We start from the raw sequence: 18,121 nt of genomic DNA, 5'->3' as shown, positions 1-18,121 counted from the left end.
ATGAGCAGCGTGCTGATTCGCAATGCCAGATTGGTGAACGAAGGTCGTGAATTCGATGGCGACCTGCTGGTGAGCAACGGCAGGATCGTGAAGATCGCGGACAGTATCCACGGAGAAAATGCCCACGTCGAAATCGATGCACAAGGACAGTGGCTAGTGCCTGGAATGATCGATGACCAGGTGCATTTCCGAGATCCCGGGGCACCGGACAAGGGTAGCTTTTACACCGAATCGCGGGCGGCCGTGGCGGGCGGCATCACCAGTTTCATGGACATGCCCAATACAAATCCGGCAACCCTGACCCTCGCGGCACTCGATGACAAGAAGCGTCGAGCAGCGATCAACTCCGTCGCCAACTACGGCTTTCACTTCGGCGTGAGCAACGACAACCTCGACACCGTGGCGGCGCTCAATCCCTGTGAAGTAGCCGGTGTGAAAGTGTTCATGGGCGCCTCTACCGGCAACATGCTGGTGGACGATCCGCAGACGCTCGAACGATTGTTCGCCGAGGTGCCGACCCTTCTGCTGGCCCATTGCGAACACACACCCAGCATCGAAGCCAATGCTGCAAAAGTCCTCGAGCGTTTAGGGGAGCACATTCCCGCCTCGGTGCACCCGCAGATTCGCGATGCCGAAGCGTGCTTTCGTTCGTCCTCAATGGCCGTGGACCTGGCCAGGCGACACGGCACCCGCCTGCACGTTTTGCATTTGACCACCGCGCGTGAACTGGCATTGTTCGAAGACAAACCGCTGACACATAAGCGCATTACCGCCGAAGTCTGCCTGCATCATTTGCTGTTCGATGATCGCGACTACCCGAGTCTCGGCAACCTGATCAAATGCAATCCGGCGATCAAGACTCAGGCCGATCGTGATGCCCTGCGCCAAGCCCTGATGAGCAATCGGCTGGACGTCATCGGCAGCGATCACGCGCCGCACACCTGGGCGGAAAAACAACGGCCCTATCACCAGGCCCCGTCCGGATTGCCACTGGTGCAACACGCCCTGCCCGCGTTAATGGAACTGGTGATCGACGAAGTACTGCCGATAACTGCCCTCGTGGCCAAGACCAGTCATCGCGTGGCTGATCTGTTTGCCATTCCCGACCGTGGCTATCTGCGCGAAGGCTACTGGGCCGACCTCGTTCTGATCAAAGCCGAGCCAGAGGGCGTGGCCGTTTCCAGGCAGCCGATCTTGTCGCAATGCGGCTGGACACCCTTCGCTCGCCAGCGTTTTCGCCACAGCGTCAGCACCACGATCGTATCGGGGCAAATCGCCTGGCACGACAAACGTCTTAATGACAACTGCCAGGGTTTACCCCTACGGTTTATGCGCTAACGCGCGTTAATTGCACTCGAGAGCACCGACATGATTCACATCACCCTGAGCGATGGTTCATTGCGTGAATACGACCAGCCGTTGTCGGTGTATGAATTCGCCGCGAGCATCGGTGCCGCGCTGGCCAGAGCGGCCGTGGCTGGTCGGGTGGACGGTGTTCTGGTGGACTGTGAGTTCATGATCGAGGCCGATGCCCGGGTCGGCATCGTCACGCCTCAGGAGCCCGATGGGTTGGAGATCTTGCGACGCTCCTGCGCATTGATGCTGGCAGTGGCCATCAAGCAACTCTATCCAAAAGCGCAATTACAGATCGGATCGGCGATGGGTGATGGCTTCTTCTACGAGTTTGCGTTTGAGCGTCTGTTACACCTGGTCGACCTTGCCGGTATCGAAGCGCGCATGAGGACACTGGCTGCAACCAACCATTCGATCCGGCGCAGAAAGCCGCCAACCGGATCGACGCCCCCGGAAAAGTCATTGCCCTATCTCCTTGGGGACTTCGAGTGTCTGTCAGTGGGGCCGCATGTTCCCGCAACCCGGGTGTTGCAGGCATTCGCGCTCGATCACATCAGCGGCACCGCGCCACAACGGATTTATGGAACGTGCTGGCCCAGCCAACAGGAACTGGATGACTGGCGGGCGCCGCTGCACGTGATCATTGTCAGCATGGACGAGCGTCAGGCGGATTACGCACAGTCGGTGACCGAGGCGTTGCGCCGGGGTGGCGTGCGCGCTCGTGCTGATCTGCGCAACGAGAAAGTCCGCCACAAGATCCGCGAGCACAGTCAGCAAGTGCCGTATCTGGTGGTGATCGGTGAGAAAGAAAAAGCCGGCGGGTTTGTCAGTGTGCGCAGCCGCACCGGAGAGGATTTCGGCAGGATGGCGGTTGATGCGGTGTGTGAGTGGTTGAGGTCAATTGGCATTGCGAGAGTCTGAGCCGGCCCCTTCGCGGGCAAGCCTCGCTCCCACAGGATCTGCATCGACCCTGTAGGAGCGAGGCTTGCCCGCGAAGCTTTTAAGCCCTCGGCTTGACCGTCCCGCAATCCTGACCCAACCACACGGCGCGAGTATCGAGGCTACCCTTCTGCTGAAGGCCGGTCGCATTGAACGTGCCGTTGACCTTGGTGGTGAACTCACGATCACTGAGGAAAGTGGCGACCCCCGCGCCCTGCGCTTTCGGACAGCTGAAACGGAATTTCCACTGATTACCGCTGCGGTCAGTGATTTCCTGTTTGCAGCCCGATTGCGGGTCCGTCAGCGGGATATTGTCTGACTTCACTTGCTCCGGCGTCAGGCACGCCCGAATCCCCTTTCCGCCCATGGTGATGCCCTGCTTCTCCAGCTGCGCACGCTGTTGCGGAGTCATCTGGCCCTGCAACTGGCCGAGGATCAGCTGCAAGTCCGGCAGGTTCTGGTCATCGACCTTCATGTTGCTCGTGGTCAACTCCCACAAACCTGGCTGCAGCATCTGCGCCTGAGCGGCCAGGGGAACTGCTAAACCTAAAGCCACGGCCAAACCCAGCAGACGAACGTTCATCGAGTAACTCCTGATCAGTAGTGGCCGTTAGACGTCAGCCACAGGCTTCAGTTCATGGGCCAATTAAATAGCGACATTCTGCACGGAACATGGTCTGTTAAGCATTGAATCTTCAGGAGCAAGGCTGCCCCATGGATTACTTTGGACCGCACATTTTCGGCTACATGATTGCACTGCTTCATACGCTGGGCCTGATCGCAGCCATCCACGCCGTACTCACCGTCCGGACCGCCCAGGGCGCTATCGCCTGGGCCCTGTCGTTGATCTTCATGCCTTACCTCACGCTTATTCCGTACTTGGTCTTTGGCCGCAGCACCTTCGATGGCTACATCAAGGCGCGGCGCCAGGCCAACGAGGAAATGCGCAAGGCGATCTCAGAGCTCAACTGGCGCCCCTGGGTAGAAGAGGCGCTGACCGCACGCGCCTCCAACGCCTACGCGTCCCTGCGGGCGATGCCGAAACTGGGGCGCATGCCGTGCCTGGCGAACAACGAAGTGCGCTTGCTGATCAACGGCCAAGCCACCTTCGACGCAATTTTCGAAGCCATCGACAACGCGAAGGAAGCGGTGCTGATTCAATTCTTCATCATCCACGACGACCGCCTCGGCCAGCGCCTGCAAACCCTGCTGCTCAAGAAAGCCGCAGAAGGCGTGGCCATACACTTGCTGTACGACCGCATCGGCAGCCATTCCCTGCCCCACAGTTACGTGCAGCCGTTGCGCGATGCCGGCGTCGAGGTCAAAGCCTTCGCCACCCGCAGCGGCTGGCTTAACCGTTTCCAGGTCAACTTCCGCAATCACCGCAAGATCGTCGTGGTCGACGGGATTCTGGGCTTCGTCGGCGGGCATAACGTCGGCGACGAATACATGGGCGAGAAACCGCCGCTGGCACCCTGGCGCGATACGCACGTGCGCGTATGCGGGCCGGTGGTGGCCTGCATGCAGGAATCGTTTGCCGAAGACTGGTTCTGGGCGGCGCGATCATTGCCACCACTGATCCTGCCGGACGTGTATCCGGACGACGGTGTGCTCTGCCAATTACTCGCCAGCGGCCCGGCCGATTCCTACGAAACCTGTTCATTGTTCTTCGTCGAAGCCATCCATGCGGCGACAGAAAGGGTGTGGATCACCAGCCCCTACTTCATCCCCGACGAAGCCGTGTTCGCTGCGTTGAGACTGGCCGCTCTTCGAGGCGTGGATGTGCGGCTGCTTCTGCCCTCACGACCGGACCACCGAATCGTTTACGCGGCCTCAAGCCTTTATGCTTTCGAAGCCGTGCGCGCAGGCGTACGCGTGTTCCGGTACGCGCCGGGTTTCCTGCATCAGAAGGTGGTGTTGATCGACAGTGAAATCAGCGCCATAGGCAGCGCCAACCTGGATAACCGCTCATTCCGGCTCAATTTCGAAGTGATGTTACTGACCGTCGACAGCGCGTTTGCCGCCGAGGTGGAACAGATGCTCAATGATGACTTCGCCCAGGCCCACGAGATCGCCAAAGAAGAAAGCCGGGAGACCCGCCGCCTGCAACAGGTCGGCATGCGGATCGCCCGGCTTATTTCACCGATTCTCTAAAGGTAGATGTCGTCTCGCGTCCAAGGCAGTTCATGGCTGCCATCGGCGTGGGCTTTCACCGCGAGGATCTGGTGCAGGTTGATCCAGCCTCTGGCGAACGCGTAAGCGCATCCCGCCAGGTACAACCGCCAGATCCGCAGCGCCTGTTCCGGAACCAGTTTTGAAGCCGCTTCCAGATTGTCCTCCAGGCGTTCGCTCCAATGGTCCAGGGTGCGCGCGTAGTGAAGGCGCAGGCTCTCGACATCGACGATCTCCAGCCCCGCTTCGCTGATCTCGGCGGAGATCATCGACAGGTGCGGCAACTCGCCGTTGGGGAACACATATTTCTCGATGAAATCCCCGGCACCGCGCCCCACAGGTCGGCCATCCGTGTGCTTGGCGGTGATCCCGTGGTTCATTACCAGGCCGCCCTCTTTCACCGCGCCGAACAAGGTCTTGCAGTACTCGGCCAGGTTGGCGTGGCCGACGTGTTCGAACATGCCGACGCTGACCACCTTATCGAAGCGCCCGTCCTGAGGCAGATCGCGGTAGTCGAGCAGTTGCAGTTCAACCAGATCGTCCAGGCCTTCGGCAGTCACTCTTTCACGGGCCAGGGCCAGTTGCTCTTTACTCAGGGTAATCCCGAACACTTTCGCGCCAAACTCGCGGGCCGCAAAACGGGCCAGCCCTCCCCAACCGCAACCGACATCCAGCAGGTATTCACCCGGTTGCAGCCGCAGCTTGCGGCACAGGTGGCGGAACTTGGCTTGCTGGGCTTGCTCCAGCGTTTCGCTGCCGGTCTCGAAATAGGCGCAGGAATACGCCATGTCGCTGTCGAGCCACAGCTGATAAAACGCATTGGAAAGGTCGTAGTGGTAGGAAATCGCCTTCGCGTCGGTTTCCTTGTCGTGGAACGTGCGCACAGGCTGACTGTCGTCGTCCTCGCTCAACAACGCCTGACTCCATTCATCACAAACGCGGATCACGTCGCTGATGGAGCCTTCGAGTTCCAGCTTGCCTTCGACAAACGCCGCTCCGAGCGCGTCCAGGCTGGGATGAGTGAACTGGGTAACCATTTGTGGGTCCTTGACCACAATAGTGACGCTGGGCGTCGGCCCCAGGTTGAATTCATGGCCGTCCCAGAGTCGCAGGCGTAGCGGTAACTGCAGATTCTGTAAGGCCGGTGGGAAGTTGCGCGAGCATGGAAAGTCCCCCTTGTTTCAGACGTCTGATGTGAGGGTAGACCATCCTAGAAAAATAGCTGGCTATCGATTTAATAGCGTTTTTCTATAACTCGCGGCGCTTAAACCAGCCGTCGTGCGTCCACAAAAGCAGATGGTCCTTACCCTAGATGACTACAAATTTGATGCACAGTTCTAAAAACTCGGTTTTGCCCTCATAGCCCTGGTTTAGAAGCGTTCAAGCCTCGTCTTTAATTTTCAGCAAAGGCTCCTGAAAGCGCAGCAGACGCCCCGCATTACCGAGCACCAACAACGTACTGAGGTTATGCAGCAACGCTGCAATCATCGCCCCCGCAGCACCGAGCCAGCCGAATGCCGCAAACGCGACAATCGCCAGGGTCCAGCCCAGACCGATGATCACGTTGACCTGCAAGGTCTGCCGACATTGGCGACTCAACCGGACACAGGTGCCGAGGCGACGCAGGTCGCTGCCGATCAACACAATATCCGCCGACGCCAGCGCGATGTCCGCGCCACCCGCGCCCATGGCCACCCCCACGACGCCGGCCTTGAGTGCCAGCGAATCGTTGATGCCATCCCCCACCACCATCGGCCGGAAGCCGTTGCCGATTTCCGTCAGCACCCGGTTGAGTTTGTCCTCAGGCAGTGCCTGCGCTTCAACATCGGTGATGCCGACATCACGTGCCAGCGTGTGCGCGACGCTGTGCCGATCGCCCGTAAGTAACAACTGGCGACCCAAACCCAGTTCACGTAATTCACTCAAGGCAAAACGCGCCTCAGGTTTGACGCTGTCTGCCAGCAACAGCCAGGCCAGGAATTCACCGTTGAGTGCCAGCCCGGCAATCGGGCCATCGTGTTCGGGAACCGCCGAAGTGGCGATGCCCAGTTGCGCGAATAGCTCTGGACGGCCGAGCGCTGCTTCGCCCTGCTCCGTCATCGCGACCACGCCCAGGCCCTGGCGCTCGTGGATGTCCGACAGCAGCAGAAAATGTTCCTGAGTGACCAACCCGGCGAGCGCACGGCTCACCGGATGACTGCTGGCCGAGCCGAGGCTCGCAGCGAGTTTAAGCACGTGACTGCGGTCCTCCAGCGGGCTGTCGATGGACTGCAAGCGCAAGGTGCCAAACGTCAGGGTTCCGGTCTTGTCGACCACCAGCGACGTGAGGTCCGCCAACTCTTCCAGGAACGCCGAGCTGCGAATCAGAATCCCGTGCCGCGCCGCCACCGCCACGCCGGCAATCGCCGTGGCCGGCGCCGATAACACCAACGCGCAAGGACACGCCGCCACCAGCACCGCGAGCATCGCCTGGGCATCATTGGTGACAAACCAGGTCACCGCGGCCAACAGCAATACCAGCACCATGTAACTGCCAGCGTAACGCTCAAGCAAACGGGTGATCGGCGGCTTCGAACGCTCGGCGCTTTGCATCAGGGCGATGACTTTACCGAGGGTCGATTCGTTGCCGGTGCGTGTCACTTCGAGGCGCAGCAAACCGTCGAGATTGATCGCGCCGCCAAAGACCTGCATGCCGACACCCGCCTCGATCGGCACCGACTCACCGGTGATTGATGCCGTGTCGAGGCTTGCCTGACCGGACAACACCCGACCATCGGCCGGCACTCGGTCGCCCGCACGTACCTCGACAATGTCGCCGGTTTTAAGGGTGCCGTTGTCGACTTCGACGATGGCTCCGTCAGCCTGAACCTTGCGAGCGTGACTGCGGGTCAGTTTGCCGAGCGCACGAATCGCTTCCTGGGAACCGATCACGCTGCGCTCTTCCAGCACGTGGCCGAAGATCATGATGATCGGCAACAACGCAGCAGTCAGCAGATCACCCGTCGCCCAGGCACCGAGCATGGCGAGGGCAATCAGCTGATCGGTGATCCCGTGCAAGCTTGGATATCGCAGGCTGTACCACGCCGAACGCATCACTGGCACGGCCACCAGCAACGATGCAAAACCCAACAGCAATTGACTGACGCCCGTCTGCTCCGGTGACAGCCAGCGCCAGATCAACCCGAGGCTGAGCAAGCCAAGGGCAAGCATGGCCAAGGTCAATTGGCGTGCAGCGCTGCGTTGTTCAGCCGAGGACAACAGGCTGGGTGCGGCGGCGGTTGGGGTGGTCATTGCGCTGCTCCCTGAATGATCAGGCGGGAATCATCTTTCGGATTGACCGTCGTTACTGAGCCGGCCTGGCCGAGAATCTTCGGCATCCGCTCGCGGTAGATACGCAGCAACATTTGCGGGTCAGTGCCCTGTTGTTGCGCTTGGGCCAGGCTCAACACCGTGGCCGTATCAGCCGAAGCTTTGGCCAGCCGTTCGCTCGCCTGGGCGTGGGCGACTTGCAGTGTCCGGTCGCCTTGTTCATTGGCGGCCTGGGTCAGTTTCTCGGCCTCGGTGCGCGCATTGGCGACGGTTTTGTCCGCTTGCTGGCTGGCGGTCAGCACCGCATTGAAAGCGTTCACCGCTGGGCCGGGCAGACTCGATTGCACGTCGACTCGCGCCACTTCGATACCCAGGCCCTGTCCCGTCGCGGTCAGCTCGGCCAGACGCTGATTGATGCCCTGCACCAAATCACCGCGCAGACGTTCGCGACGTTCTGCCGCCTGATTGTCGCTACCGATCAGTTCCGGTCGCGCCACCAAAATGGTGTCCAGGTCTCGCGCGGCCGTCAGGGCAACGGCGCTGCGGGTGACCAGCCGATCGAGTGCCGGCAACACATGTTCACCTTGAAGCACGAAGGCATAAGGTTCGGTGACCTTGTAGAAAACCCGCACATCCAGCTGCACCACGCCCGCGTCACCGGTCAGCAGGTAGCCCGATCCAGCGAGCGTATCGCTCAGCGGTGTCGCGAAAGACGCCACCCGATCGGCCTGCAACGCAGCATCGCTACGAAGCAGATTCTCCACCCGACGTTCGATCACCCGATCAGCTGCCGGCAGCAAAATCACTTGCTCAAACGGGCGCGGCCAGGCCAATAGCAAACCGGCATTCTGGATGCGATCCAGCGCGCCGAAGTGCAGGACCACCGCCCGATTCTGAGGATCAATCTGCCGCACATTGGAGAATGCCCACGCTAACGCAGCCAGAACGGTCACGCCGTAAAGCGCCAAAAAAGCCAATCGCCCAGCCTGAATCCAGGGGCTGCTTAACTCATGTGTTCCACGTGGAACTAAATTCATGGCTGTGACCCGGACTTGTTATCGAGGGTCGGTGGACCGTCAACCAGCACCCGGAAAGGTGCAGCATCAGTGCGCAATATCAGCTTGGTGTCCGGGGTGACGATCGTGCCCAATGTATCGAGGGAGCGCAGCAAGTTGTAAAGCTGTGGCGAACCGGCGTAGGCACGGCCGTAAATCTGCGCGGCTTCGACGCGGGATTGGGCTTCGATATCGGCAGCTTTCACCGTCGCATCAGCTTGCACGATGCGCGCATCTCGTTCAGCCGCGGACCGGATTTGCGCGGCTTCACGCTTGCCGATGGCGGTGCGCTCGGTGGCAATTGTTTCACGCTCGGCGCGCATGCGATCGACGGTGGCGGTGAGCGTCACCGACGGCAGGGTCAAACGCTCGATGCCCACTTGCAGCACGCGAACGCCATACGTGGTCAGCAACTGCTGATCGATCTGTTTACGCAACTGCGCTTCGAAGTCGGCAATGTGCACCTGATTGGCGTCGGTGTTGACCAGATTGGCCAGGTCGAAACTGCTCGCGGTGGTTTCCAGTGCCGACCCCACAAACGTGCGAATCTGCCGCGCCGCTTCGTCCGGCTGATTCTGCACGGCGCGCATAAAGCGCTGCACATTGTCCGGGTCGCCCTGAACCTGCCACGCCACGTAGGCCTGAACAATGATGCGCAATCCGTCGCGCGTGCCCACATCCTGCAAACCGCTGGAGGTGGTGCGCAGCCGTAAGTCGACCGGAATGGCCGCTTCAAACGGTGCCGGCCAGCGCCAGCCGAGACCCGGCTCCAGCAACACCCGCGACGGATTACCGAAGCGAGTAATCACCGTGGCCTCCCCCGAGCGAACCTGCACCAGACTCGCTGCCGCGATGGCGAATGCCACGAGCAACGCCGCCCACCCCATGCGCCGCCACGGGAATGGACCGGCTTCCTGTGAATCACCGTGATGATGGTGGTGACCGTGGTGATGTCCGCCATGTCCGTGATCGTGGCCGGCGTGGTCGTCATGATCGTGAGAGTGCGACTGGCTCAATGGGTAGCTCCTGGCTGAGCGCTGTTGCGCGGCGACGCAGGATCGGCCGGCAGCGTGAAGGTACGTAGGTCGATGGTCGGTGCATTGCTGGTGCCGCCCAGACGATGATCGAGCACCAGCAATTTGGCGTTAGCCAGACCCTGGGTCAGTTGGCTGAAATACTGCTCCAGCAAGAACGCTTGGCCGGCACTGGCATAGGCTTTTTGTTCGGCGGTGAATTTCAGATCAGCCGCCTGCGCGGCGGAGTTGATTTCATGCGCGCTGGCGCTCGCCTGATCGCGAGCGATGCTGGCCTGCAACTGCGCTTGATTGGTCGCTTGCGCTGCTGCCCCGCGCTCACGCGAGATCAATGCCTGGGCACCAATCTGCGCCGCCTGAACGCCGTGATAAGCGTTGGCTGCACCGGCCGGCGGATGGATCGCCTCCACCACGGTGGCGAGAATTTCCACACCGCTGTCGAGCTTCTGCAGATCAGATTGCACGGCGCGGCCGATCTCCTCGGCCAGCCCTACCCTGTCCTCGCCAAGCAAACCGTCGAGGGTCCGCGAGGCAAAGTCGTGCACCAGAATCCGGCTGGCAGTGCTGCGAATCAGCGTCGGTACATCGGCGCTGTTGTACGTCGCAGCCAACGCCGCTTGATCGGTCAGACCGATGCGGTACACAAAACGCACGTCCATGTTAACGATCTGAAAGCTCTGCTTGTCGGCACGGCTGCTGGCGATCACCTGGGATTTATCGTTCACATGGCTGGCGTCCCACAAGCGATTGGCAATCGCCGGCGCCGGGCCTTCTGCAGGTTCCAGGACGACCGGCACCGATGTTTCGCCAACGCTTGTTGCCAACTCGTGAACCACGCCGTTTTCAACGCTCAGTACCCGGCCCAATGGCCACGGCAAACCGGCGTGCAACCCCGGACCGAACACTTCCACCGGTTTGCCGAAACGTTCGTAGATGCCCCGCCCTTGCAGGGGTATTTCGTGAACGCCGGTGAGCGACCACCCGACAATCGCCACCACCGCCATCACCGGTAAAAACGCCCGACGCATATAGGTGAAGGCCCAGATCTGCCGCAAGTCGATACCGAAGCGGTTATGCAGTTCGTGCTGCAACGCCAGCAACGGTTGTGGCGGCCAGCGCAGCATGTCGGCGACAACACTTCGTGCCAGCAACGTCGGTTCAAAGTGTTCACGGCGAGGACTGAACAACGACAACATGGCGCGTAGCAGCAACTCGGCCGCGACCAGTCCCGGCAGCAACCCGATCAACACGGCAAGGCGTACTGGCCAGACCGAAGTTTCGCTGCCAAACAACAAACACAACGCGCTGAGCACCAGGCAAATGATCGCCACCCGGCTCAGTTGCGCCAACTGCCCCGCTTCTGGCCATTGGGCGATGTTTTCCTGGGCGAGCTGACGCTCAAGCACCAGCAAACCGAAGGCCAGCAACAACGACAGCACGGCACCGACGCTTGCCGATAATCCCAACGCTGCGGGCGCCAACGCGAGGCTCCAGAACTGGCTGATGCTGTAGATCGCCAACAGTGCCCAACCGGCGAGCCATAGGGTCGGTGCGCCGATCTGCCCGAGCAAGCGCACCCAGCGCTGACCGAGCCGCTCCAGCAGTCGCTCATACCAGCCATCGGGGGCAACGGTTTCATCCGAAACAACTTCTGGCAGCGGCGGATTCATCGCTTGCCCGCGCCACTGAGTCACCCACCATGCCGATTGCAGGCCGGCAATCAGCACCAGCAAACCGGCGCTCTGATTCACCAGCAACGGGGCCCACAGCGACAACGGCGCAAACAGCCCGACAAAAAACGCCAACACCAACCCGACCGCCGCCAAGGCACTCAGGCCGATGGCGAACTGACGCAATCGCCGCCCTTGAAAAACCGCCTGCTGAAAGCGCGGCAGCCCGGCTACCTGCGTTCCATCGACTTCGAGATCGACTTGCATACCACCCCAGTGCTTATCATTGGCCACATCGCAATTCGTTACGATATAACGAAAGTGGTGAAATTTTTGTACTAAATCGCTCTATCTAAAGATGCCCAACCTGTCGCTACGCTGAAGCCTTGACCGAAATAGCCGTAAACGCACATATTACGCTCATAATTTTAATCAAAGACTACGTTTACCCAGCCCATTTCCCTTTCAGTCCAGGAGTACATCCATGAGCACTTATGACGTCGTGATACTGGGCGGTGGCCCCGGCGGTTACAACGCAGCGATCCGCGCGGGCCAACTGGGCCTGAAAGTAGCGTGCGTGGAAGGTCGGGCGACCCTCGGCGGAACCTGCCTGAATGTCGGCTGCATGCCCTCCAAGGCACTCCTGCATGCCTCGGAACTCTACGACGCCGCCATGGGAACGGAATTCGCCAACCTGGGGATCGAGGTCAAACCCACTCTCAACCTCGCCCAGATGATGAAGCAGAAAGATGAAAGCGTGACCGGGTTGACCAAGGGCATCGAATTTCTGTTTCGCAAAAACAAAGTCGATTGGATCAAAGGTTGGGGCCACATCGACGGGCCGGGCAAAGTGACGGTGACCGACAGCCAGGGCGGCAAGACCGAGCTGAGTGCCAAGGACATCGTCATCGCCACCGGCTCCGAGCCCACTCCCCTGCCCGGCGTCCAGATCGATAACAAACACATCCTCGATTCCACTGGCGCGCTGTCGCTGGCCGAAGTGCCGAAGCACTTGGTAGTGATCGGCGCCGGCGTGATCGGCCTGGAACTGGGCTCAGTGTGGCGCCGCCTGGGCGCCCAGGTGACCGTGATCGAATTTCTCGACCGGATCTGCCCCGGTGTGGATGCTGAGGCGGGCAAAACCCTGCAGCGCTCGCTGAGCAAACAGGGCATCAGCTTCAAGTTGAGCTCAAAAGTGACCAGCGCCACCCCGTCCGCAAACGGCGTTCAGCTCAGCGTGGAGCCGGCGGCGGGCGGCACTGCCGAGACGATTGAGGCCGATTACGTGCTGGTGTCCATCGGCCGTAGGCCTTACACCGAGGGTTTGGGCCTGGAAAACGTCGGCCTCACCACCGACAAGCGCGGCATGCTCGCGAACAAGGGCCATCGCACCGACGCTGCGGGCGTGTGGGTGATCGGCGATGTCACGTCCGGGCCGATGCTCGCCCACAAGGCCGAAGATGAAGGCATGGTGTGCATCGAGCAAATCGTCGGCAAGGCGGGCGAGGTCAACTATGACTTGATCCCCAATGTCATTTACACCAAGCCTGAACTGGCCAGCGTCGGCAAGACTGAAGAGCAGCTCAAGGCAGAAGGTCGCGCGTACAAAGTCGGCAAATTCCCCTTCACCGCCAACAGCCGGGCGAAGATCAACCACGAAACCGAAGGCTTCGCCAAAGTGCTGGCCGATGAGCGCACCGACGAGATTCTCGGCGTGCACCTGGTCGGACCGAGCGTCAGCGAAATGATTGGTGAGTATTGCGTGGCGATGGAGTTCAGCGCTTCGGCGGAGGACATCGCGTTGACGTGCCATCCGCATCCGACGCGGTCCGAGGCGTTGCGTCAGGCGGCGATGAATGTGGAGGGGATGGCGACGCAGATGTGAGCCCGCCTGCCAGATGATCGTTCCCACGTCGAGACGTCGAACCGTCCGCGTGGGATCGATCCTGCTCGGTCTAAAGCGGCAAATGCCCCAACGGCAACGCCCCCGGCGTCTTCACCGTGTGAATCGCAAAGTTGCTGCGGATATCACTTACACCCGGCAATTTCAGCAGGCGCTCGGTGAGAAAGCGGTCATACCCGCGTAGATCCGGCACCACCACTTGCAGCAGAAAATCCGATTCCCCTGAAACCAGGAATGCCGAAATCACCTCCGGCAGTGCGGTGACGGCCAGGCGAAAGGCTTCGGCCTGCTCATCGTTGTGGCGCTCAACCTTGACCCCGACAAACACCGTCAGCCCAAGCCCCACTTCGTCACGATCAAGGTTGGCCTGATAGCCACGAATCACGCCGGCCTCCTCCAGCATCCGCACCCGACGCAAACAGGGGGAAGCGGACAAACCGATCTCGTCGGCCAATTGCACATTGCTCAGGCGCCCGTCCCGTTGCAGGGCGGCGAGAATCTTGCGGTCGTAGGCATCCAGCTTCATGGCTTGGCAGATCCTGATGGTTTTATCGTCACAAAGTGGCAGGTTATGCCAATTACCCAGCATTTAGAAGCTGACTTCGCAAGCACCTGCCCCACCCTTCAACCCTAGACTGGCGCTACCGAATCAACAACGAATGGGGTGCAACGTGGAAGGACTCTGGCTGTTTTTCATGGCGCTGGCAGTGGTGTATCTGTTGCCCGGCCCGGACATGATTCTGCTGCTGCAAACCGGCGCCCGTCAGGGCAAAGGCGCGGCGTTGGCAACGGCGGTGGGTCTGGGCATTGCTCGTGGATGTCATGTGGCGCTGGCCGCGCTGGGGCTGGCGGCGCTGTTCAAGGCTGCGCCGTGGACCTTCGACGTGGTGCGCCTGGCGGGAGCCGCCTACCTGTTGTGGATCGGCATTCAGTGCCTGCGAACCACGATGTTGCCGAACCTGAATGGCGCAGACGCAACCGGCGAAAAACCATGCTGGCGGGCCTCCATCCAGCGCGGCTTGCTGACCAACCTGCTCAACCCCAAGGCGTTGCTGTTCTGCTCAGTGTTATTGCCCCAGTTCATCAACCCTCACGCCGGACCGGTGCTCGCGCAATTTGCGGTATTGGGCATGCTGCTGGTCGGCGTCGGTTTGCTGTTCGACAGCGCCTATGCCTTGACCGGCGCCGCGCTGGGCCGCTGGCTGCAACGCAGCCCCTCGGCCCAGCGCCTGCAACAATGGGTGTTCGGCAGCCTGTTGATCGGCTTCGCGGTGCGGCTGACCTTTGTTCAACAGGCATGAGCCTTACTGCGCTTTACGGCGGCGCCGGTTGATCAATACCAGCGCCGCGGCCGTCACCGCGATAACACCACCGATCTGCAATGGCCACTTGTACGGCCGCAGCGCCGAACGGGCGGCGTCAGTCGCCTGGGTTACATATCGTTTGCTGGCATTCTCGAAGTCGGGATACGGGCACTGGTGGCCGAAATCCACCGCCCAATCCACGTAGGGCCCTTCTTTGACATAACGCTGGTACAGCGCACTTTGGTCTTGAAGGCTGCTGTTCCACCCTGCCGCCGAACACAACACAGCAGCAAAAGCCTGGCTGGTGTGAGGCAGGTTATCGGCGGCGCGGTTGGCCAAGGCCGTGGCGACGAATCGATAGTGGTAGCGCTCGTCGGGCTTCGCGGCACTGGCTTGCTGGCGCTGGACTTCACTTTCGGCCACCAAGGGGCCGACCTTCAGTTCAGTCGTCTCCAGGCTGTAATTGCCGCCAAACGTGGCGTAGTCCGGGGCCATTTCATAACCCAGAATGTCCATGCCCCACTCGCGTGCCGTCCAGGCTGCGTTGAACAGAGCAGACGCACGCTTGGTCGGCCACCACGCTGAATCAGCGAGCTGACGCTGTTGCGCATACAACCGGGCCTTTTTCTGTAGATCGGGGTTGTCGAAATACACCAGCGCCTCGTCGTAGCGCTCTTCACGCAGTAATCGACGCCCGAGCAGATTGCGCAGTTGCGCCGCCACCGGCAACGGCACGTAGTTGTCGCGATCCTGCTGGCTGAGCGCTGGCGGCGCCGGCACCTGGGTGTCAACGTAATGCTTGAGCTCATCGACGGTCAGCACGCGCTCGGCAACGGTCGCGGCATCGAACCAATAGATACTTTGGCTGCGATAAAGCTGATCGAACGCTTGCAGGTAATCCCCGCGTTGCAGCGCCAGGATCGCGCTTTCACCCTCGACCCGGCACTTGGGTTGCAGGCTTTCGAAATCATAGTCAGGCGTGCGTCGCTCGCCCCACGATTCGTTCTGCGGGAAGGCCTGGGCCGCCTTGGCATACGCCGCAGCCGCTGCGCTTTTGTCACCCTCACGCAACGCCAGTTTCGCCCGCAGCCACCACGCCAGACCGCCGTCCCCGGCATGCTCAAGGAACGCTTTGGCGCTGGTGTAATCGCCCTGTTGATAATTCATCGCCGCCAGTCGGTCCGCGTTGTCCAGACTGCCCCGGGTGCTGCTTTGCAGGAGTTTGATCAGCTTCAGTTCATTCGGCGGTTGATCACCGAATGACCAGCCCAGGCGACTGATCAGCGACGCCGTCACCAGTTGTTGCACCGGTTTGCCCTTGAGCAACTCGGTCAACTGATCTTCAGGCATCGCCAGCAAATCCGCCATCAACAGCTTCAGCGAGGTGTAACCCACCGCCGAACCGTGGCGATTTTGCGTGGCGTACAGATTGATGGCGCTGTTCCAGTCGCCAGCGGTGCGCGCCACGCGGGCCTCCTCGCCGAGGCTGGCGACACCGAGTTCCAGCGGGTCGCTGAAGCCGTCGATGCTCAGCTGACGGGCCTGCTCGAAGGCTTTGCGCGACTGTGCCAACAGGTCAGGCGCTGCGTCTGCTTCGGCGCTCTGGGCAAACAGCGTCCGGCCCAATGAATAAGCGGCCCAGGTGCTGCGCAAGGCGCGTTGATCCGCCGGCAGCGCCAGCACTTTCTGGAAGTACTCGGCGGCCAGCGCATGATCACCGGCGTTAAACGCCACCGCACCCGCCAGATAGAAACGAAGCTCGGCCGGCAGGCTCGCGCCCTGGGTCTCGACTTGACGGGCATCGGTCAGCGCGCGCAACTGTTTGACCAGGGCTTGCTGCTCCGCCGTCAACCCGGCCTGTTCGGCCTTGTCCCGCTGCTCGGCGTAGTCGGTTGCCTCCAGGCCGTAAGGGGACGACTCGACGTTCTTGAGCCCTGCGATCACATGCCCCAGGCGATTGATCTCGAACTGGAAGTTGCCTTCCGGCAGCTCCGCCAGCGACTGGGCGCGGTTGTCCAGCAAGCGCATCGGGAAGTCCGGCCCGCAGGCCAACGCCGAACCCAGCGGCAGGCTGAGGCTCAGGCAAAGCACATGGCGGGGCCAGTTACGGGTGAACATTCGAACCTCCTTGATCAATGTGTGCGCAGCGAGCCCAACCGATGGCGCGCTGCTCGCCGGCCGGTATCCGGCCGTCGCGCAGGCGGGTGAAGGTAAGCAGATCCGGGCTTTGTTGCAATGCGTAACCGGCCAGCGCATCGGCACCGTCGCAGCCGCGAACCGCCAGCGTGACGCGTTCGGGCCAGGCGTTGTCGAGGTTGCCTTGATTGCTGACGCTGATGTCATAGAGGTCGTCTTGCGCGATGAGTTTCAAACTTAACCGACTATTGAGCGAATCTCCGCGAGCAACGGCCCTCAGCGTGTTCAGGCTCCAGGCCCGACGATCACCCGCCAGCGGCAGACGAAACCAGATCAGACCGGTCAGATGCGCCGGTGGATCGGCGCGCAACTCGGCGGCGAGTGCGCTCAGTTGCAAGGGATCCGCCAGCAATTCCCGGCGTTGGCCGGCTCGCCCGACAGGCACTTCGCTTTCCACGACCGGCGCACCGCTGGCGCCCGGCAACAGGGCCACGCCATAGGCGGGCAGCGCCAGGTAAAAGGGTTTTGAGGTGATGAGGCTCCAGGCGTTTACCCATTTCCTGGCTTGTTCCGGATCAAACAGACCACGACGCGGATCACTCACCGCATGCACCTGCAACACGCTGCTGTCGACGGTCGCCAAGAGTGCCGGCAATTCAGGGCTGTCGAGCCAGGCAGGCAATGCGGTGATGCTTAACGGCAAAGCGGTGGGTAAAGCCGTGCGCAGGTGAGTAAGAAATTCGCGGTAAGCCGGTAGCCGGGCGCTACCGGCGTCGTGGTCGATTTCCACGCCAGAGAGCGTCAGCCCCTGCCCTTGCCACTCGCTGAGCACTTGCTGGATGTGCGTCGTGACGTCGTCCTGATCCAGCGACTTGAGCTGGCCGTCGAGGCGAATCACCGCAATCAGCGGTCGGCCATCGCGCTTGAGCAGCGCCGGATCGACTCGCGCCCGGCTCCAGCCCGCCTGAGGAAACGCCTGCAAGGCCAGCACCCGCAAGGTCGAAAAGTCCGCGCGACTGTCTTGCAGGGCGGCGTCATGGGCTGACGTCCATTGCCGTTGCCAGACGTAGAGTTGCTGATCGAGCGGCGGCGCGTCTGTTTGCTCGCAACCGTTGAGCAGTGCCAGAGCAACAAGCAGGACAGAAAGACGAACTAACAACATGAAATCCCTGATCCTGGAAACACAGGGCTACAGGGTACACAAAACCTGTGGGAGCGAGCCTTTGTGATGAGGGGATTTATCCTC

Annotated in this window: 13 protein-coding genes and 1 pseudogene; 5 read left to right on the top strand and 9 right to left on the bottom strand. The window is 61.0% G+C overall.

Annotated elements, in window-relative coordinates; all coding sequences use genetic code 11:
• Both AB4N91_RS27125 and AB4N91_RS27120 read left to right on the top strand, forming a co-directional pair.
• Positions 1-1,338, top strand: coding sequence for a dihydroorotase (locus AB4N91_RS27125; protein WP_102594435.1), 1,338 nt, complete (start codon positions 1-3; stop codon positions 1,336-1,338).
• 30 nt (positions 1,339-1,368) lie between these two features.
• A complete protein-coding gene (locus tag AB4N91_RS27120; protein ID WP_102594436.1) occupies positions 1,369-2,274 on the top strand; it encodes a His/Gly/Thr/Pro-type tRNA ligase C-terminal domain-containing protein in 906 nt (301 codons plus the stop codon).
• Between the two features lie 79 nt (positions 2,275-2,353).
• Here AB4N91_RS27120 and AB4N91_RS27115 read toward each other — a convergent pair whose 3' ends face one another.
• Complete coding sequence (locus AB4N91_RS27115) at positions 2,354-2,875, bottom strand: DUF3617 domain-containing protein (protein ID WP_010465397.1); 522 nt, start codon at positions 2,873-2,875, stop codon at positions 2,354-2,356.
• A 131-nt stretch (positions 2,876-3,006) separates the two neighbouring features.
• Between AB4N91_RS27115 and cls the strand changes: the two genes are divergently transcribed.
• Positions 3,007-4,446: a cardiolipin synthase gene (cls, locus tag AB4N91_RS27110; protein ID WP_010465398.1), complete on the top strand. Its 1,440-nt coding sequence runs from the start codon at positions 3,007-3,009 to the stop codon at positions 4,444-4,446.
• Here the strand turns inward: cls and cfaB are convergent.
• From cfaB to hflK (AB4N91_RS27085), 5 genes and pseudogenes are all read right to left on the bottom strand, one after another.
• Positions 4,443-5,628 (bottom strand): annotated as a pseudogene (gene cfaB, locus AB4N91_RS27105) (C17 cyclopropane fatty acid synthase CfaB). The gene cls and the pseudogene cfaB overlap by 4 nt on opposite strands.
• 216 nt (positions 5,629-5,844) lie before the next feature.
• Entirely contained in the window at positions 5,845-7,755 is a 1,911-nt protein-coding gene (locus AB4N91_RS27100; RefSeq protein WP_460111931.1) for a cation-translocating P-type ATPase, read from the bottom strand.
• Positions 7,752-8,810 (bottom strand): protease modulator HflK, encoded by a 1,059-nt coding sequence (gene hflK, locus AB4N91_RS27095; RefSeq protein ID WP_102594439.1) that lies wholly within the window; start codon positions 8,808-8,810, stop codon positions 7,752-7,754. Before hflK (AB4N91_RS27095) ends, AB4N91_RS27100 begins: the two co-directional genes overlap by 4 nt.
• A complete protein-coding gene (hflC, locus tag AB4N91_RS27090; RefSeq protein WP_010465405.1) occupies positions 8,807-9,844 on the bottom strand; it encodes a protease modulator HflC in 1,038 nt (345 codons plus the stop codon). Before hflC ends, hflK (AB4N91_RS27095) begins: the two co-directional genes overlap by 4 nt.
• On the bottom strand, positions 9,841-11,799 hold the full coding sequence (gene hflK / locus AB4N91_RS27085) for a protease modulator HflK (protein WP_200667332.1): 1,959 nt from the start codon (positions 11,797-11,799) through the stop codon (positions 9,841-9,843). The genes hflC and hflK (AB4N91_RS27085) overlap by 4 nt, the downstream gene beginning before the upstream one ends.
• 217 nt (positions 11,800-12,016) lie before the next feature.
• Here hflK (AB4N91_RS27085) and lpdA point away from each other — a divergent pair, with 217 nt between their 5' ends.
• Complete coding sequence (lpdA, locus tag AB4N91_RS27080) at positions 12,017-13,417, top strand: dihydrolipoyl dehydrogenase (RefSeq protein ID WP_010465410.1); 1,401 nt, start codon at positions 12,017-12,019, stop codon at positions 13,415-13,417.
• Positions 13,418-13,487: 70 nt separating this feature from the next.
• On the opposite strand, the gene AB4N91_RS27075 is transcribed toward lpdA, so the two are convergent.
• Entirely contained in the window at positions 13,488-13,961 is a 474-nt protein-coding gene (locus AB4N91_RS27075; RefSeq protein WP_010465412.1) for an Lrp/AsnC family transcriptional regulator, read from the bottom strand.
• A gap of 145 nt (positions 13,962-14,106) precedes the next feature.
• On the opposite strand from AB4N91_RS27075, the gene AB4N91_RS27070 reads away from it, so the two are divergent.
• Positions 14,107-14,736, top strand: a complete 630-nt coding sequence (locus AB4N91_RS27070; RefSeq protein ID WP_138739040.1) for a LysE family translocator — start codon at positions 14,107-14,109, stop codon at positions 14,734-14,736.
• A gap of 3 nt (positions 14,737-14,739) precedes the next feature.
• On the opposite strand, the gene AB4N91_RS27065 is transcribed toward AB4N91_RS27070, so the two are convergent.
• Both AB4N91_RS27065 and AB4N91_RS27060 read right to left on the bottom strand, forming a co-directional pair.
• A complete protein-coding gene (locus tag AB4N91_RS27065; protein ID WP_460111930.1) occupies positions 14,740-16,857 on the bottom strand; it encodes a hypothetical protein in 2,118 nt (705 codons plus the stop codon).
• The gene (locus AB4N91_RS27060) at positions 16,844-18,037 is read right to left on the bottom strand and encodes a DUF3142 domain-containing protein (protein WP_102594443.1); all 1,194 of its coding nucleotides are present in this window, start codon (positions 18,035-18,037) and stop codon (positions 16,844-16,846) included. Before AB4N91_RS27060 ends, AB4N91_RS27065 begins: the two co-directional genes overlap by 14 nt.
• Positions 18,038-18,121 lie beyond the last annotated feature (84 nt).

It is taken from the genome of Pseudomonas sp. H3_D04 (assembly GCF_054669175.1).
This window is presented reverse-complemented; position numbering and strand designations above follow the sequence as displayed.

What these genes read in the sequence shown, in the direction of transcription:
- AB4N91_RS27125 (WP_102594435.1), top strand. Translation starts at nt 1, where the DNA reads ATGAGCAGCGTGCTGATTCGCAATGCCAGATTGGTGAACGAAGGTCGT.
- AB4N91_RS27120 (WP_102594436.1), top strand. Translation starts at nt 1,369, where the DNA reads ATGATTCACATCACCCTGAGCGATGGTTCATTGCGTGAATACGACCAG.
- AB4N91_RS27115 (WP_010465397.1), bottom strand. Translation starts at nt 2,875, where the DNA reads ATGAACGTTCGTCTGCTGGGTTTGGCCGTGGCTTTAGGTTTAGCAGTT.
- cls (WP_010465398.1), top strand. Translation starts at nt 3,007, where the DNA reads ATGGATTACTTTGGACCGCACATTTTCGGCTACATGATTGCACTGCTT.
- AB4N91_RS27100 (WP_460111931.1), bottom strand. Translation starts at nt 7,755, where the DNA reads ATGACCACCCCAACCGCCGCCGCACCCAGCCTGTTGTCCTCGGCTGAA.
- hflK (WP_102594439.1), bottom strand. Translation starts at nt 8,810, where the DNA reads ATGAATTTAGTTCCACGTGGAACACATGAGTTAAGCAGCCCCTGGATT.
- hflK (WP_200667332.1), bottom strand. Translation starts at nt 11,799, where the DNA reads ATGCAAGTCGATCTCGAAGTCGATGGAACGCAGGTAGCCGGGCTGCCG.
- lpdA (WP_010465410.1), top strand. Translation starts at nt 12,017, where the DNA reads ATGAGCACTTATGACGTCGTGATACTGGGCGGTGGCCCCGGCGGTTAC.
- AB4N91_RS27075 (WP_010465412.1), bottom strand. Translation starts at nt 13,961, where the DNA reads ATGAAGCTGGATGCCTACGACCGCAAGATTCTCGCCGCCCTGCAACGG.
- AB4N91_RS27065 (WP_460111930.1), bottom strand. Translation starts at nt 16,857, where the DNA reads ATGTTCACCCGTAACTGGCCCCGCCATGTGCTTTGCCTGAGCCTCAGC.
- AB4N91_RS27060 (WP_102594443.1), bottom strand. Translation starts at nt 18,037, where the DNA reads ATGTTGTTAGTTCGTCTTTCTGTCCTGCTTGTTGCTCTGGCACTGCTC.